The sequence below is a fragment of the Streptomyces sp. NPDC003327 genome (assembly GCF_053589515.1).
In genome coordinates this window covers 1-15,515 of record NZ_JBSFSA010000002.1, presented here as the reverse complement: position 1 = coordinate 15,515, position 15,515 = coordinate 1, and the positions used below count along the sequence as shown (strand labels likewise).

Below are 15,515 nucleotides of genomic sequence, written 5' to 3'. Positions count from 1 at the left end.
CCCCGGGCCCCGGCCCGTGCTCACGGCGCACCCGGCGGGACGAACGGCAGCCCCGCCGGCGCGCCCTCCTCGATCAGCCGCAGCAGCGCGCCCGTGTCGGCGTGCTCCTCGATCAGGTCGCCGAGCCGGTCCAGCTGCTCCTCGCGCAGGGTCCCGAACGACGTGTCCGGCGCCGGCACGAACCGCCGCCCCGCCGCCGCCGCGACCTCCCGCAGGAACGCCCGGCGGAATCCGTCGCTCTCCAGGGAGCCGTGCCAGTGCGTGCCCCAGACGGCGCCGACCCGGCACCCGTCGAGGAACGGCTCCCCGCCGTCGACGGTGGCGACGCCGTGGTGGATCTCGTACCCCTCGACCCGCTCGCCGAGCGCCTCGCCCACCGGCCGCGCGAGGGTCTTCTCGCGGGCGAACCGGACGCGCACGGGCAGCAGCCCGAGCCCGTCGACGGCGCCCGCCCGCGACTCGACCTCGTCCTCGATGTGCTCGCCGAGGACCTGGAAGCCGCCGCAGACGCCGAGCACCGGCCGCCCCTCGGCGGCGCGCCGGACGAGCGCGTCGGCGAGCCCCCGCTCCCGCAGCCAGGCCAGCGCCTTCACCGTCCCGCGGGTGCCGGGGACGACGACGAGGTCCGCGTCGACGAGTTCCTCGGCCCGGTCCACGAACCGGACGACGACGCCCGGCTCGGCGGCCAGCGCGTCCACGTCGGTGAAGTTCGACATCAGCGGTACGGCGCAGACGGCGACCCGCAGCACGTCCTCGCCGACCGGCGGCGCGACGACCGACTCGCGGACGGCGCCGCGCAGGGAGACCCGCAGGCCGTCCTCCTCGTCGATGCCGAGGCCGTGCGCGTACGGCAGCACGCCGAGCGTCCGGCGCCCGGTCAGCCCGTGCAGCATGTCGAGGCCCGGTTCGAGGAGGGTCACGTCACCGCGGAACTTGTTGACGAGGTAGCCCGCCACCAGCGACTGGTCCTCGGGGCCGAGGAGCGCCGTCGTGCCGAAGAACTGGGCGAAGACCCCGCCCCGGTCGATGTCCCCGACGACGACCACGGGCAGCCGCGCGGCCCGCGCGATCCCCATGTTCACGATGTCGGTGCGCCGCAGGTTGATCTCGGCCGGGCTGCCGGCGCCCTCGCAGATGACGGCGTCGTGCGTGGCCCGCAGCTCCTCCAGGCAGGCCAGGACCGGCTCAAACAGCTCCTGCTGCCGCCCGCCGTGGTAGCCGCGGGCGCTCAGCTCGCCGACCGGCTTGCCCATCAGGACGACCTGGCTCGACCGGTCGCTGCCCGGCTTCAGCAGGACCGGGTTCATCAGCGCGGTCGGTTCCACCCGCGCGGCCTGCGCCTGCATGGCCTGGGCGCGGCCGATCTCGGCGCCCTCGCGAGTGACGAAGGAGTTGAGGGACATGTTCTGTCCCTTGAACGGCGCCACCTTCAGGCCCTTGCGGACCAGCCAGCGGCAGATCCCGGCCGTCACGACGCTCTTGCCCGCGTCCGACGTGGTGCCGGCGACGAGCAGCCCCCCACCCCTCACTTGGTCCTCCGCTTCAGTGCGTCCGCGATCAGCCGGCCGCCCACGCAGGCGGCCAGGGTCAGTCCGGTGACCCGGCGGGAGAGCCGGACCGCCCGTTCGATGTCGGCGACCTCGACGGGCCGCCCCTCCCCGTTGAGGACGGGCCGGTGCTCGACCCGGCCGCCGTACGAGAGGGTCCCCCCGAGCCGTACGCCGAGCGCCCCCGCGAAGGAGGCCTCGACGGGTCCCGCGTTGGGGCTGGGGTGCCGGGCCGCGTCGGCCCGCCAGGCCCGCACGGCCCCGCGCGGGTTCCCCCCGGCCGCCGCGGCGAGCACGGCGGTCAGCCGGGCGCCGGGCCAGCCGGCCACGTCGTCGAGGCGGGCGGAGGCCCAGCCGAAGCGGCGGTGGCGGGGCGACCTGTGCCCGACCATGGCGTCGAGGGTGTTGACGGCCCGGAAGCCGACGAGCCCCGGCACGCCCGCGACGGCCCCCCAGAAGAGGGCGCCGACGACGGCGTCGGAGGTGTTCTCGGCGACCGATTCGACGACGGCCCGGGCCATCGCGGGGCCGTCGAGGGAGTGCGGGTCGCGCCCGCACAGGTGGGGCAGCCGTTCCCGGGCCACCTCCAGGTCGCCGGCGGCGAGCGCCCCGCCGACGGCGCGGGCCTCCCGGCCCAGGGTCGTACCGCCGACGACGGCCCACACGGAGGCGGCGGTCAGGGCGGTGGAGGCGAGGCGGCTGCTCCGTACGGCGCGGGCGGCGAGGGCGCCCGCGGCGACGGTCGTACCGGCGCAGACGGCGGTGTGGAGGGCGCCCCGGCCCCGGTGGTCGCGCCAGATGGCCTGTTCGACGGCGCCGGCGGCGCGGCCGAAGGCGGCGACGGGGTGGCCGCGGCGGGGGTCGCCGAGGAGCAGGTCGACGGCGAGGCCGGCGGCCGCTCCGTACGCGAAGACACCGGTGGCTCTCGAAACGCTGCGGCTGCGGCCGGGCATGCGCTTGTCCTCACTCAGGGTCCGCGCCCTGGATCGACGTGACCGGCGGCGAGAGTTCCTGGCTCCCGGACCCCTGGCGGGGGCCGGTCACAGTGGCGGGACCGCGCCGGAATCGCACCGGACTTCCTCTTCCTTGCCGCCGTAATGGCCCCGGCAGTCCACCACGCGCCGAGAACAACCGTCAACTCACCTTGACCTGCGGGGGGTCACTGTGCGGAGCGCCACAGACACGGCGACGGGGCGGCCCGCACCCTGAGGTGCGGACCGCCCCGCCGGTCACGTGCGGACTGTCGGCCCGGGGGCCGTCAGGCGACGATCAGGTAGATGCCGTAGGCCACGGCCGCCGCGCACAGGGTGAAGCAGGCGTAGGCGCCGGTGCGGGCCAGGGCGGCGGAGCCGCCCTGGGCGGCGGCCTCCTCCTGCTTGCCGAGGCCGATGATGCCGAGGGTGAAGAGGCCCACGAGGGCGACGGTCGCCACGAGGCTGACTCCGAAGACGGAGCCGAGAGCTGCCCAGTCGATCTTCATGTCGTTCGTTCCTTACACCGCTGCGGCGGGGGCCGGGGGAGCGGCCGGGTCCGTGGGAGCCGGCGCCGGGATGGTGGTCTTGAGGTCCTCGTCCGCGACGGCGGCGACGGTGCCGGCCGGCGGCGGGGTGACGGCCGCGATGGCGGTGGTCACGACGCCCGCGGGCTCGTCGTCGCCGGACTCGACGTCGTTGACGTTGGTGTGGTCGACCACCTGGCGGCGGGAGATCAGCCAGATGGCCACGCAGGAGGCGACGAGGAAGGCCGCGACCGTGTAGACGCCCCAGTCGCCCTGGCGGGCGACGAACTCGGCGCCCGCGCCGACGAGGCCGGCGGCCGGCAGGGTCAGGCCCCACGCGACGAACATGCGGGTGGCGGTCGACCAGCGGACGACTCCGCCCTTGCGGCCGAGGCCCGCGCCCATGACGCCGCCGGAGCAGACGTGCGTGGTCGAGAGGGAGTAGCCCAGGTGCGAGGAGGCCAGGATGACCGTGGCGGCGCTGGTCTGCGCGGCGAAGCCCTGCTGCGGCTGGAGGTCGGTGAGGCCCTTGCCCATGGTGCGGATGATGCGCCAGCCGCCGAGGTAGGTGCCGAGCGCGATCGCCAGGCCGGCGGAGACGATGACCCACAGGGGCGGGTTCGAGCCGGGGGCGATGGCGCCGCCTGCGACCAGGGCGAGGGTGATGATGCCCATGGTCTTCTGGGCGTCGTTGGTGCCGTGGGCGAGCGAGACGAGACCGGCGGAGGCGATCTGGCCGGCCCGGTAGCCCTTCTCCGACGTCTTGGCGTTCACGTTCCGGTCGAGGCGGTACGTGAGGCGGGAGGCGAGCATCGCGGCCGCGCCGGCGACGATCGGGGCGGCGACCGCCGGGATGAGGACCTTGGTGACGACGACACCGCCGTTGACGCCGCTGACGCCGATCGAGGCCACGGTCGCGCCGATGAGGCCGCCCATCAGGGCGTGGGAGGAGCTGGACGGCAGTCCGACCAGCCAGGTCACGAGGTTCCAGAGGATGGCGCCGACGAGTGCGGCGAGGATGACTTCTGGCTGGATGCCCTCTTCGTTGACGAGTCCCTTGGAGATCGTCTTGGCGACCTCCACGGAGAGGAAGGCGCCGACGAGGTTCAGCACGGCGGACATGGCCACCGCCGTCTTCGGCTTGAGCGCACCGGTCGAGATGGTCGTGGCCATCGCGTTGGCGGTGTCGTGGAAACCGTTCGTGAAATCGAACACGAGAGCTGTCACGACCACAATGGCGAGCAGCAGCGTGATGTGTTCCATTTACCCAGGCAATCGTTTGACGTCAGTGGCTCGTCGAACGTAAGCAACCTGGGTGAACGGAAGGTGAACTGGGCCGGGCGGCATGGTGTCCCGAACCGGTGTCAAGACATTCCGCTTCGCGCTTCGGCGGGCCGGTTGTCCACCATGCGAACACCCCCAACCCCGGGTAATCCCGGCGATCCCCGGGCACATGCCGCCCCCGCGGGGTTACCGTCCGCCCGCCCGGTCCGCTCCCTGGACGGACCAGCCGTCCGGGGGACCCCGCGAGGAGACCCTTGTCACTCCCCGGAGTGGCCGCCCCGCAGCGGACGGTCCGGGGCGGACGGCCCTCCTCCGATCCGATCGGCCCCGTCCGGTGGCAGCCCGCCCCCGCCCTGCCGACACTGGGAGCGTGCGCCCGGCTACAGCGACGGCAGCGGCCGTCACCACCCTGCTCGGTGTCGGCGCGGCCGCGGTCGCGGCCGGCCGGTACGCCAGCGACGTCGCCCTCAGGGCCTCGTCCGGCCGCCCCTTCCCGGGAGAACCACGGCTCACCGTGCACGCCACGGGCCCCGAACGGATCACCCTCACCCGCAGCCTCGCCTCCCTGCGCCCCGGTACGTACGGGATGGAGGCGCCCGGCCTGCACGCCGTCCTCGGCCCCGTCCTCGACCGGGTCCCGCACACCGCCGACACCGTCGTCCGCCGCCTGGAACGCGTCGAGCTCGGCGCCCCCGGCCCCGGCGCCCGCGTCCGGCTCACCCCCCAGCTCCACCTCGGCACCCCCACCACCGCCCTCGGCCTCCCGCACGAGGACCTGGAGATTCCCGGCGAGCTGGGCCCCCTGCCCGCCTGGCTGGTCTCCGGGCCCCGCCCCACCTGGGTGATCGCCCTGCACGGCCTCGGCGCCACCCGCGAGCACGCGCTCAACCTCGGCCTCTTCTACGCCCGCCGCCGCGTCCCGGTCCTCGTCCCGGCCTACCGCGGCGACGAGGGCGCCCCGCCGAGCCCCGACGGCCTCGCCCAGCTCGGCGACTCCGAGTGGCGCGACGTCGACGCCGCCATCCGCTACGCCGTCCGGCGCGGCGCCGCCCACGTCGTCCTGCACGGCTGGGGGACCGGCGCCGCCATGGCCCTGCGCGCCGCCGCCGAGTCGGGCGTACGGGACCGGATCCGCGGCCTCGTCCTCGACTCCCCGGTCCTCGACTGGGAGGCCACCCTCCGCAACCTCGCCGCGGCCCGCCGCGTCCCCGCCCCCCTCGTACCGCTCGCCGTCCGCGCCGCCCGGGGCAGGACGGGCCCCCACGGCGACCGGCTCGAAGCCGCCTGCGCGCCGGACGCCCTGCGCGTCCCCGTCCTCCTGTTCCACGGCCCCGAGGACACCCTCGCCCCCTGGGAACCCAGCGTGGAGCTCGCCGCCCGCCGGCCCGGCCTCGTCACCCTCCGGACCGTGCGGAACGCGCCGCACACCGCGATGTGGAACGCCGACCCGGTGCGCTACGAAGAGGCCCTGCGCCGCTTCCTCACGCCCTTCCTGTGAGGCCCCGCCGGGGCCCGCCCCGACGGCACTGCGGATTCCGATTGGGCTTTCGGGCCGTCAGCGGGAAGACTGCCCCCGTGACGTCTCGAAAGCCCGATGAACCATTGGCGCGCAACTCCAGACTCCGACTCGTCCGCCCGCGGGCGCTCGCCACGGCCAGACGGGCCGTGACGACCCGGCGGACCCGGCCCGCGCCGCGCCCGCCCGAGGGCACGCCGCCCCGCGCGGAACTCGCCCGCCAGGCGCGGCTCGTCCTCGCCGACGCCGTGCGCATCGCCCGCTGGGCGGCCACGTCGCCGGACGCCGAACTCGCGCCCCGCACCGGTCCCGAGGCCCTCCCCGCCCGCGAACGGGCCGCCGCGGCCCTCGACCTGACGACCGCCCAGGTCCGGGCCGGCTGGGACAGCGCCCGCCTCGCCGGGCTCGTCGAACTCCACGGCGACACCGCCCGCCCCGGCTGGCGGCTGCACGCGTGGGACCGCGACGACTCCGCCGTCCTGCGCGGCTGGGTCGCGCTCTTCGACGCCTGGTCGCTGGTCCCCCCGGCCCCCGAGGGCGTCGCGCCGGGCGCCGTCGCCGAGGTCGTCGAGGCCGTCCCGCAAGTGCTCTCGCTGCTCCAGCTCTCCCAGGGCCCCGTCGCCCTGCCCGCCCTCCTCGACCTGCTCGCCCAGCGCGTCGAGGAACTCCGCGGGGAACGCTGCGAGGTCCCCGACCCGGCCGACGCCCCCGACCCGGCCGACGCCCCCGACCCGGCCGACACCTCCGACCCGGCGGCGCAGGGGGAGGGGCCCGCCGCCGACGGACTGCCCGCGCTCCTCGACTGGGCCCTCGAAGGGCTCGCCGAAGTCGGCGCGCTCACCCTCGACGAGGGGCCCGAGGGACGTCACGCCACCCTCACCCCGCTCGGCAACTGGGCGGTCTGGGTCAAGCTGGAGCAGATCTGCGTCGCCGCGCAGAGCCCCGCCGGCAACATCGAGCAGTCCGCCGAGGACATGCTCCGCGGCTGCGCCCGGCTCACCCCCGGCCCCGCCCGCGACGAGTACCGCGCCTGGCTCGCCGCCCGCACCCTCTCCAGCGCCGTCGCCGAGCTCCTCGCCGTCGCCCGGGGCGAGGACGCCCTGCTGCGCGGGCTCGCCTTCGAGGCGCTCCGCGTCGTCGGCGCCCCCGCCGAGGCCGAGGTGCGGGCCGCCGTCACCGAGCCGTCCCTCCGCCCGTACGCGCTGCTCTGGCTCGCCGAGTACGAGGGCGCCGACCCCGACGACGCGCCCGAGGTCCTCACCCGCGAGGAGGCCACCTGGCTCTGGGTGGACACCGCGGCGGCCGTCGCCGACCACGGCGAGAGCGCGCTGCTCGTCCGGCACCTCGACTCGGCCGTGCAGGGCACGGTGCCCGCCCTGCTCGACGAGGTCCGGGCCGTCGGCCACCCGCGCACCGTCCAGGTCCTCGTCGCCCTGGCCGCCGCCCACCCCGACCCGGCCCTGGCCAAGGCGGTCCGCCGCGCCGCCTTCCAGGTCCACACCGGGGGCGCCTGACGGCTCGCCGGACCGGGGCCTCCCGGGCGGGTGACGCCGCCGGGGCCCGCCCCCGGTCCGCCCGCCGGGCCTACTCCGCGGCGCCGGGGACGTACGTGCCGAAGCTCCAGATGTTCCCCTCGGCGTCGCGGGCCATGTAGTCCCGCGAGCCGTACTCCTGGTCCGTGGGCGGCATCACGATCTCGACGCCGTGGGCGACCGCGCGCGCGTGGTGCTCGTCCACGTCGTCCACGTGCACGAAGACGCCCACGGGCCCGGCGTCCGCCATCAGCTTGTCGAACTCGCTGCCGGTGCCCCTGCTCCCCAGCATCACCATGCCGTTGCCGTACGTCAGCTCGGCGTGCTGGACCCGGCCGTCCTCGCTCTCGTACACGGCCGTCGCGGTGAAGCCGAGGCCCTCGGTGAGCTGGGCGATCGCGGCCTTCGCGTCCCGGTACGTCAGCGTCGGGCAGATGTGGGGTGCCTCGGCCATCGCACACACGTCCTCTCGCGTCGATGCGGTCGATTGTGACCCGCGTCTCAGTCTGGCAGGCCCCACCGACAACTCAGCGGAAGGTGTCGCACCGGGCCATGTCACCCGTCCGGTAGCCGTCGTAGAACCACCGCTGCCGCTGCGCCGCCGAGCCGTGCGTCCAGCTCTCCGGGGTCACCCGGCCCTGGAACCGCTCCTGGATCCGGTCGTCGCCCACCGCCGCCGCCGCGTCCAGGCCGTCCCGGATGTCCTGGTCGGTGAGGGCCGTCAGCAGCGGCCGGCCCGTCCTGTCGTCCGGGGTGGTCGTCGCGTGGCGTGCCCACACCCCGGCGTAGCAGTCCGCCTGGAGCTCGACCCGCACGGCGTCGGAGTCCGCGCCGGTCCGCCCGTCCTGGGCCCGGCCGAGCGTGCCCATCAGGTTCTGGACGTGGTGGCCGTACTCGTGCGCGACGACGTACGCCTGGGCGAACGGCCCGCCCGTCGAGCCGAACGTCGTGCGCAGCTCCTCGAAGAACCCCAGGTCCAGATAGACCCGCCGGTCACCGGGGCAGTAGAAGGGCCCGACGGCCGAGGTCGCCGCGCCGCAGGCCGTCCCGACCCGCTGGGTGAACAGCACGGTCGGGGCGGCGGTGTAGCTGCCGCCCCGGCGGGCGTACTCACCGCGCCAGTAGTCCTGGAGGCTGTTGACGACGGCCACGATCCGGCAGTCCTCGCGGGCGTTGGCGTCCGCGCCCGTCCGGCAGCTCCGTTCCAGCTGGGCCGCGGACGAGGAGGTCGCGGCCGGCTCGTCGCCGCCCGAGGAGAGCCCGAGCTGGTCGGGGCCCACCCCGAAGAGGAGCCCCAGGACCAGGGCGACGACGCCGATGACGCCGCCGCCGACGGTGGCCCTGCCGCCCGGGATGCGGCTGCCCCGGACGTCCCGCACCTCAGAGGTGTCCAGACCGGCCTTGTCGTCGAACTGCATGGCCACCACCCTTCGCGTCTGAGCCGAGTATCGGGCAGCGCGGTGCCGTTCACCCCTTGTGCGTGGCATGCGTGACATGAGCGTCATGCGTGACATGGGAGATGTGCAGGGAAATGTGGGGTTTCCGTCATTCGCGGTCCATGGCCGAAAACCAGTTGCAGGCGCCCGTTAGACTGGCCGCATGGCCATTCTCCTCGTGGGTTAGCGGCGTCGAAGCCGATCCCCAGCCGTCCTCCCGCCCCGATCCCCACCGTTCTGGAGTCTGTCCGTGATCACCGCTTCCGGCATCGAGCTGCGCGCCGGCGCCCGCGTCCTCATCGAGTCCGCTTCCTTCCGCGTCGCCAAGGGCGACCGCATCGGCCTCGTCGGCCGCAACGGAGCGGGCAAGACCACGCTCACCAAGTGCCTCGCGGGCGAGGGCCAGCCGGCCGGCGGCACCATCACCCGCTCCGGCGAGGTCGGCTACCTCCCGCAGGACCCGCGCACCGGTGACCTCGACGTCCTGGCCCGCGACCGCATCCTCTCCGCCCGCGGCCTCGACGTCCTGCTCCGCAAGATGCGGCAGAACGAGGAGCGCATCGCCACCGGCAGCGGCGCCACCCGCGAGAAGGCCCTCAAGCAGTACGAGCGCCAGGAGACCGAGTTCCTCACCAAGGGCGGGTACGCGGCCGAGGCCGAGGCCTCCACGATCGCCGCCGCCCTGGGGCTGCCGGACCGGGTCCTCGGCCAGCCGCTGCACACCCTCTCCGGTGGTCAGCGCCGCCGCATCGAGCTCGCCCGCATCCTCTTCTCGGACGCCGACACCCTGCTCCTCGACGAGCCCACGAACCACCTCGACGCCGACTCGATCATCTGGCTGCGCGACTACCTCAAGACCTACCGCGGCGGCTTCATCGTGATCTCCCACGACGTCGACCTCGTCGAGACCGTGGTCAACAAGGTCTTCTACCTGGACGCCAACCGCTCCACGATCGACGTCTACAACATGGGCTGGAAGCTCTACCAGCAGCAGCGCGAGGCCGACGAGAAGCGCCGCAGGCGCGAGCGGCAGAACGCCGAGAAGAAGGCCGCCGCCCTCAACTCGCAGGCCGACAAGATGCGCGCCAAGGCCACGAAGACCGTCGCCGCCCAGAACATGGCGAAGCGCGCCGAGCGGCTCCTCTCCGGTCTCGAGGCGGTCCGGGTCTCCGACAAGGTCGCCAAGCTCCGCTTCCCGGACCCCGCGCCCTGCGGCAAGACCCCGCTGACGGCCGAGGGACTCTCCAAGTCCTACGGGTCCCTCGAAATCTTCACCGATGTGAACCTCGCCATCGACAAGGGCTCCCGCGTCGTCATCCTCGGCCTCAACGGCGCGGGCAAGACGACCCTCCTCCGGCTCCTCGGCGGGGTCGAGCAGCCCGACACCGGCGAGGTCACCCCGGGCCACGGCCTCAAGCTCGGCTACTACGCCCAGGAGCACGAGACCCTCGACCCGGAGCGCACCGTCCTGGAGAACATGCGCTCCGCCGCGCCCGACCTCGACCTCGTCGAGGTCCGCAAGGTCCTCGGGTCCTTCCTCTTCTCCGGCGACGACGTCGACAAGCCGGCCGGTGTGCTCTCCGGCGGCGAGAAGACCCGGCTGGCGCTCGCCACCCTGGTCGTCTCCTCCGCGAACGTGCTGCTCCTCGACGAGCCGACCAACAACCTGGACCCCGCGAGCCGCGAGGAGATCCTCGGCGCCCTGCGGACGTACAAGGGCGCGGTCGTCCTGGTCACCCACGACGAGGGCGCCGTGGAGGCGCTCGACCCGGAGCGGATCATCCTCCTCCCGGACGGCGTCGAGGACCTCTGGGGCGCGGACTACGCGGACCTGGTGGCCCTGGCCTGACGCCGCCCGACCCCGGGCTGGATCATGCGGGGCTGGATCATTCGGCTCATGCGTGATCCTTCATCTGAGTGAGGGCGTCTCGTACCCCCGGCGCGGTGCTCTGCCGAATCCTTCCGGCAGGCCCGCGCCGTACGTCTGTTCCCCGTGCGCCGCTGACCTGCTGCTTCCCCCGGAGGTCCACCCGGGTGAGGCTCTCGGGCCACTTGGAATCTGAAATTCCGTTCGTGATGACGACGCACCCGTCCACAAACCCGGCGGCACGGACCTTGTCGAATGGGTGGCCAGGACGTCCGGAAGGGGTGATCATGAGAAGTCCAGAGCGCACTTCCCATGAGGAGGCACGGGTGGCCGAGACTCTGAAGAAGGGCAGCCGGGTGACCGGCGCCGCGCGCGACAAGCTCGCGGCAGACCTGAAGAAGAAGTACGACTCCGGTGCGAGCATCCGGGCGCTGGCCGAGGAAACCGGCCGCTCCTACGGATTCGTCCACCGGATGCTCAGTGAGTCCGGAGTCACGCTGCGCGGACGCGGCGGAGCGACACGGGGCAAGAAGGCGGCCTCGGCCTGACATCGGGGCGGCTCGTCCGGCCCACCGGGACCTCCCCGGTGGGCACCCGGTCGACCGTGTGGCCGACCCGGTGGTTACTGTGCAGTCACTTGGCATGTCACATGCAGTGCTGCACCGGAACCGGAGGCGCCCCATGACTACGCTCGACGACTCTGAGCTCGTGTTCGACAAGGACGGTGTACGGCTCACCGTCGAGGACGCCGTTGCCACGGTGACCCTGACCAACCCGGCGAAGCGCAACGCCCAGTCTCCCGCTCTGTGGCGGGCGTTGACGGAGGCCGGACGGTCGTTGCCCGGCAGCGTGCGGGTCGTGGTGCTGCGCGGCGAGGGCGCGTCCTTCTCCGCCGGACTCGACCGGCAGGCGTTCACGCCCGAGGGCTTCGACGGCGAGCCGTCCTTCCTCGACCTGGCGCGCGGTTCCGACGCGGACCTCGACGCCGTCATCGCCGAGTACCAGGACGCGTTCACCTGGTGGCGCCGCAGCGACATCGTGTCGATCGCGGCCGTCCAGGGGCACGCCATCGGTGCCGGCTTCCAGCTCGCCCTCGCCTGCGACCTGCGGGTCGTCGCCGAGGACGTGCAGTTCGCCATGCGCGAGACCAGCCTGGGCCTCGTCCCGGACCTCACCGGGACGCACCCGCTCGTCTCGCTCGTCGGCTACGCCCGCGCGCTGGAGATCTGCGCCACCGGCCGCTTCGTCCACGCCGAGGAGGCCGAGCGGATCGGCCTGGCCAACATCGCCGTGCCCGCCGCCGAACTCGACGCGGCCGTACGGGACCTGAGCGCCGCCCTGCTCGCGGCCCCGCGCGACGCGGTCGTCGAGACCAAGGCGCTGCTCCAGGGCGTCTCCGGCCGCTCGTACGAGGAGCAGCGCGTCGCCGAGCGCGCCGCCCAGGCCCGCCGCCTGCGCGACCTGACGGGCCTCGGCGACTGACCGCCCTCCCGCGCGGGCGCCCGCACCCCCCTGTGCGGGCCGTCCCCGTCCCTGCGGGCGATGCGCTACCGCACGTCCGAGACCAGCACCGTGACCGCGGTCGCCTCCGGGGCGGCCGCGGTGACGGCCGCACGGGCCGCGCGCGCCACGTCGAGGGCGCGCCGCCCGGCCGTCACCGCCAGCTCGACCCGTACCTCTCCGCCCGGGCCCCGGTGCACGGGCGGCCCGAAGGTGTCCGTCACCGCCGCCACTCCCGCGACCGCCAGAACGGCGAGCGCCAGGGGATCGTCCGTCGCGGGGGAGGTGCTCGCGGGCGAGGGCGCCCCTGACGGAGGCATGGGCGACTTCGACGGCGCGGAGGGGGGCGGCGGGGGCGCGTCGAGCAGCTCCGTCACCCGCAGGTCCACCTCCGTCACGTCGAGCCCGAGCCCGTCAGCCGCCGCGGCGAACAGGGCCCCGCGCAGCTCCGCCGCGAGGTCCGGCACCGGCCGCCCGGCCACCGCCCCGAACGCGGCGGTGATCCGCAGCGGCCCCGGCGGCAACCCGCTCGGCGGTACGGGGAGCGGCGGATCGCCCGCCCGCTCCGGCCCGCCGTCGGAACCGCCCTCCCCGCCGGGCCCGACGCGCATCGCGCCGGGCACCACGTCCCGTACCGCGGAGGCGGCCCGGCCCAGTACCTCCCGGGCCGCCCGCTCCGTGATCCACGCGCCGTCCGCCGCCGCACCGAGCGGCAGCAGCCTGCCCGCCGCCAGACGGTCCCGCACCGCCGTCTTCCATCCACCCTCAGCCGTCGTCATTCCCCCAGCCTGCCGCATCCCCGGGGCGAGACGGGGCAAGCGCCCTTAGTGTGGGCGAGGAACCCCGAAATATCCCAGAAGGGGCTAAACGTGATGACGGACACCGCACAGACCGGCGGCGCAGCGGGCGGCGAACAGCGCGAGGCGCGTCGGACCAGCGTGACCAAGCGGGGGACGGGCGCACCGGCCGAGCGTGGCAGGACCACGATCGCCGACGGCGTCGTCGAGAAGATCGCGGGCATGGCCGCCCGGGACGTCGTCGGCGTCCACGCCATGGGCAGCGGCCTCTCCCGCACCTTCGGAGCCGTACGGGACCGGGTGCCGGGCGGCGGCGGGGGCAAGGCGAGCGTCACCCGGGGCGTCAAGGCCGAGGTCGGCGAGGTGCAGACCGCGCTCGACCTGGAGATCGTCGTCGACTACGGCGTCTCCATCGCGGACGTCGCAGGTGACGTGCGCGAGAACGTCATCGCCGCGGTGGAGCGGATGACGGGCCTGGAAGTCGTCGAGGTGAACATCGCCGTCAGCGATGTGAAGCTGCCCGACGAAGAGGAAGACGAGCCGGAGTCCAAGCTGCAGTAACCGTCGGCGGCCCGCTCGGGCCGCCCGAGGAGACCCGTGGAAAGGGGCTCGCACAATGAGCATGGCGGTGGTCGGCCTCCTGGCCGGCATGGCTCTGGGTTTCGCCGGATACTTCGGCGGATTCGGGGCGTTCCTGCTGGTCGCCGCCCTGGGCGCGATCGGCTTCGTGGCCGGCCGCTTCCTCGACGGCGACCTCGAACCCGGAGACCTGTTCCGGGGCCGCGGCAGCGGCGAGCGGCGGCGGTGACGGCGGGTGACGGCGCACTCCGCGACGGACCCGGCCGACCCGAAGGACCCGGCCGGCCGGGGGCCGGGTCCGGCGGCGAACCCCGCCCGGCTCCCGGCTCCCGCCGGGCGGGACCCGGCCCGCGATCCCGTACGGGACCGGGGCGCGACCACGATCGCCGACCGGGTCGTCGCCAAGATCGCCGCACAGGCGGCCCGGGAGGGCCTCGGCCGGGTCCCGGAGGGCGCCTCGCCGCCGCACGCCTCGGTCGCCGTCCACCGTGACGTCGCCCGGGTCTCGGTGAGCCTCGAACTCGACTACCCCTCGGACGTCGGCCGCCAGTGCGGCGCCGTCCGGGGCCGGGTCCGCAGCCGGGTGGAGGAGCTCGCCGGCATGGAGGTCCACGAGGTCTCCGTGCACGTGGAGCGCCTCCACTCCGCGCACACCCGGTCCACCGCCGGGAGAGGACGCCTCGCATGACCACCGCACCACGACCGGACCCCGGTACGGGCACGAACCCGGCCTCCGGCGGCACCGTCACCGGCACGCGCACGGACCCGGACGCTCCGGGCGCGGACAGCACCTCCGTACCCGTCCTCGGCGCCGCCTCCGGCACACCCGCCCGCCGCTTCTGGTCCGTCCGCCGCATCCCGGCGGCCCTCCTCGCCGCGGTCGTCCTCGGCGCCACCGGCCTGCTCCTGTACGACGTGGCCGCCGTCCGGGCCGAGCACGACGCCATGGCCTGGCGCCGCGAGCTCGCCAACGGGCTCGCCACCCGGCCCCTCGACGACACCTGGGTCCGCGTCGGCGCGGCGCTCGCCGTGCTCGTCGGCCTCTGGCTCCTGGTCCTCGCCCTCACCCCCGGCCTCCGCGCCGTCCTTCCCATGCGGCGCGACCACGCCGACGTCCGGGCCGGACTCGACCGGGAGGCCGCCGCGCTGACCCTGCGCGACCGGGCGATGGAGGTCTCGGGCGTCCAGTCCGTCCGGGTCAAGGTCGGCCGCGCCAAGGTGAACGCCCGGGCCGTCTCGCACTTCCGCGACCTCGACGAGGTCCGCACCGACGTGGAGAGCGCCCTCGCCGACGGCATCGTCGGCCTCGGCCTCGCCAGCCCGCCCGCGCTGACCGTGCGGGTCGCCCGTCCGAACCGAAAGGGGTGAGCCGGTGACGGTCGTCCTCCGGCGCGTCAACCGCGTGCTGCTCGGCCTCGCCGGGCTGCTCCTCGTCCTCGTCGGCGGCGCCGTCCTCGCCGCGGGGGCGGGCCTGTCCGTGCCCTCCTGGTGGCCCTGGTCGGGGCCCTCCGACGTCCTGCTCTCCACCGCCGACCGCACCCGGTGGCGCGAGGAGGGCTGGTGGTGGCCGGTGGTGATCGCCGTCCTCGGCCTCCTCGTCCTGCTCGCCCTGTGGTGGCTGCTCGTCCAGTTCCGGCGGGCCCGGCTCGCCGAGGTCGTCGTGGACACCGGCGACGGCGAGGAGGCGGTCGTGCGGGGCCGCGCCCTGGAGAGCGTCCTGGAGGCGGACGCCACGGCCGAGGAGGGCGTGGCGCGGGCGAAGGTCTCCCTCACCGGCCGCCGCTCCGCCCCCCGTACCCGGATCGCGCTGCTCCTGGAGCCCCACGCCTCCCCGGGCGAGGCCCTGAACGGTCTGAGCACGCGCGCGCTCGCCCACGCCCGGACGGCGGCGGGCCTCGCCGAGCTGCCCACCGAGGCGCGCCTGCGCGCCGTGAAGCACCGGGCCCGCCGCGTCACCTG

At 74.8% G+C, this 15,515-nt stretch carries 17 protein-coding genes and 1 riboswitch; of the genes, 10 read left to right on the top strand and 7 right to left on the bottom strand.

Going from position 1 to position 15,515, the window contains the following annotated elements; translation table 11 throughout:
• Positions 1–20: 20 nt before the first annotated feature.
• The 4 genes from ACWDVG_RS01730 to ACWDVG_RS01715 all read right to left on the bottom strand — a co-directional run bounded on the left by ACWDVG_RS01730 (position 21) and on the right by ACWDVG_RS01715 (position 4,308).
• Entirely contained in the window at positions 21–1,529 is a 1,509-nt protein-coding gene (locus ACWDVG_RS01730; protein ID WP_451695143.1) for a cobyric acid synthase, read from the bottom strand.
• Positions 1,526–2,500, bottom strand: a complete 975-nt coding sequence (locus ACWDVG_RS01725) for a cobalamin biosynthesis protein (RefSeq protein WP_451695141.1) — start codon at positions 2,498–2,500, stop codon at positions 1,526–1,528. The genes ACWDVG_RS01730 and ACWDVG_RS01725 overlap by 4 nt, the downstream gene beginning before the upstream one ends.
• A 33-nt stretch (positions 2,501–2,533) precedes the next feature.
• Positions 2,534–2,678, bottom strand: a riboswitch (cobalamin riboswitch).
• A 127-nt stretch (positions 2,679–2,805) separates the two neighbouring features.
• Positions 2,806–3,027, bottom strand: a complete 222-nt coding sequence (locus ACWDVG_RS01720) for a hypothetical protein (RefSeq protein WP_451695139.1) — start codon at positions 3,025–3,027, stop codon at positions 2,806–2,808.
• 12 nt (positions 3,028–3,039) lie between these two features.
• Positions 3,040–4,308 (bottom strand): anion permease, encoded by a 1,269-nt coding sequence (locus tag ACWDVG_RS01715; protein WP_451695137.1) that lies wholly within the window; start codon positions 4,306–4,308, stop codon positions 3,040–3,042.
• A gap of 391 nt (positions 4,309–4,699) precedes the next feature.
• Here ACWDVG_RS01715 and ACWDVG_RS01710 point away from each other — a divergent pair, with 391 nt between their 5' ends.
• Positions 4,700–5,827, top strand: coding sequence for an alpha/beta hydrolase (locus ACWDVG_RS01710; RefSeq protein WP_451695135.1), 1,128 nt, complete (start codon positions 4,700–4,702; stop codon positions 5,825–5,827).
• Between the two features lie 77 nt (positions 5,828–5,904).
• A complete protein-coding gene (locus tag ACWDVG_RS01705; protein ID WP_451695133.1) occupies positions 5,905–7,359 on the top strand; it encodes a hypothetical protein in 1,455 nt (484 codons plus the stop codon).
• Positions 7,360–7,429: 70 nt separating this feature from the next.
• On the opposite strand, the gene ACWDVG_RS01700 is transcribed toward ACWDVG_RS01705, so the two are convergent.
• Both ACWDVG_RS01700 and ypfJ read right to left on the bottom strand, forming a co-directional pair.
• Complete coding sequence (locus tag ACWDVG_RS01700; RefSeq protein WP_451695131.1) at positions 7,430–7,831, bottom strand: VOC family protein; 402 nt, start codon at positions 7,829–7,831, stop codon at positions 7,430–7,432.
• Positions 7,832–7,904: 73 nt separating this feature from the next.
• Positions 7,905–8,795, bottom strand: a complete 891-nt coding sequence (gene ypfJ, locus ACWDVG_RS01695) for a KPN_02809 family neutral zinc metallopeptidase (protein WP_451695130.1) — start codon at positions 8,793–8,795, stop codon at positions 7,905–7,907.
• Between the two features lie 268 nt (positions 8,796–9,063).
• Here ypfJ and ACWDVG_RS01690 point away from each other — a divergent pair, with 268 nt between their 5' ends.
• The 3 genes from ACWDVG_RS01690 (at position 9,064) to ACWDVG_RS01680 (ending at position 12,162) form a co-directional block, all read left to right on the top strand.
• Entirely contained in the window at positions 9,064–10,662 is a 1,599-nt protein-coding gene (locus tag ACWDVG_RS01690; RefSeq protein WP_451695128.1) for an ABC-F family ATP-binding cassette domain-containing protein, read from the top strand.
• Positions 10,663–11,006: 344 nt separating this feature from the next.
• A complete protein-coding gene (locus ACWDVG_RS01685) occupies positions 11,007–11,228 on the top strand; it encodes a helix-turn-helix domain-containing protein (protein ID WP_006123601.1) in 222 nt (73 codons plus the stop codon).
• Between the two features lie 133 nt (positions 11,229–11,361).
• Positions 11,362–12,162, top strand: a complete 801-nt coding sequence (locus ACWDVG_RS01680) for an enoyl-CoA hydratase/isomerase family protein (RefSeq protein WP_451695127.1) — start codon at positions 11,362–11,364, stop codon at positions 12,160–12,162.
• A gap of 65 nt (positions 12,163–12,227) precedes the next feature.
• Here the strand turns inward: ACWDVG_RS01680 and ACWDVG_RS01675 are convergent, their stop codons facing one another.
• Positions 12,228–12,959 carry a hypothetical protein gene (locus ACWDVG_RS01675; protein ID WP_451695125.1) on the bottom strand — a complete coding sequence of 244 codons (732 nt, stop codon included), beginning with the start codon at positions 12,957–12,959 and terminating at the stop codon, positions 12,228–12,230.
• A 93-nt stretch (positions 12,960–13,052) separates the two neighbouring features.
• Here ACWDVG_RS01675 and ACWDVG_RS01670 point away from each other — a divergent pair, with 93 nt between their 5' ends.
• The 5 genes from ACWDVG_RS01670 to amaP form a co-directional block, all read left to right on the top strand.
• The gene (locus ACWDVG_RS01670) at positions 13,053–13,538 is read left to right on the top strand and encodes an Asp23/Gls24 family envelope stress response protein (RefSeq protein WP_451695124.1); all 486 of its coding nucleotides are present in this window, start codon (positions 13,053–13,055) and stop codon (positions 13,536–13,538) included.
• A gap of 55 nt (positions 13,539–13,593) precedes the next feature.
• The gene (locus ACWDVG_RS01665) at positions 13,594–13,785 is read left to right on the top strand and encodes a hypothetical protein (RefSeq protein ID WP_451695122.1); all 192 of its coding nucleotides are present in this window, start codon (positions 13,594–13,596) and stop codon (positions 13,783–13,785) included.
• Positions 13,786–13,791: 6 nt separating this feature from the next.
• Complete coding sequence (locus ACWDVG_RS01660; RefSeq protein ID WP_451695120.1) at positions 13,792–14,244, top strand: Asp23/Gls24 family envelope stress response protein; 453 nt, start codon at positions 13,792–13,794, stop codon at positions 14,242–14,244.
• On the top strand, positions 14,241–14,924 hold the full coding sequence (locus ACWDVG_RS01655; RefSeq protein ID WP_451695118.1) for a DUF6286 domain-containing protein: 684 nt from the start codon (positions 14,241–14,243) through the stop codon (positions 14,922–14,924). The genes ACWDVG_RS01660 and ACWDVG_RS01655 overlap by 4 nt, the downstream gene beginning before the upstream one ends.
• A 4-nt stretch (positions 14,925–14,928) precedes the next feature.
• The coding region (gene amaP / locus ACWDVG_RS01650) for an alkaline shock response membrane anchor protein AmaP (protein WP_451695117.1) at positions 14,929–15,515 on the top strand (587 nt) is incomplete at its 3' end.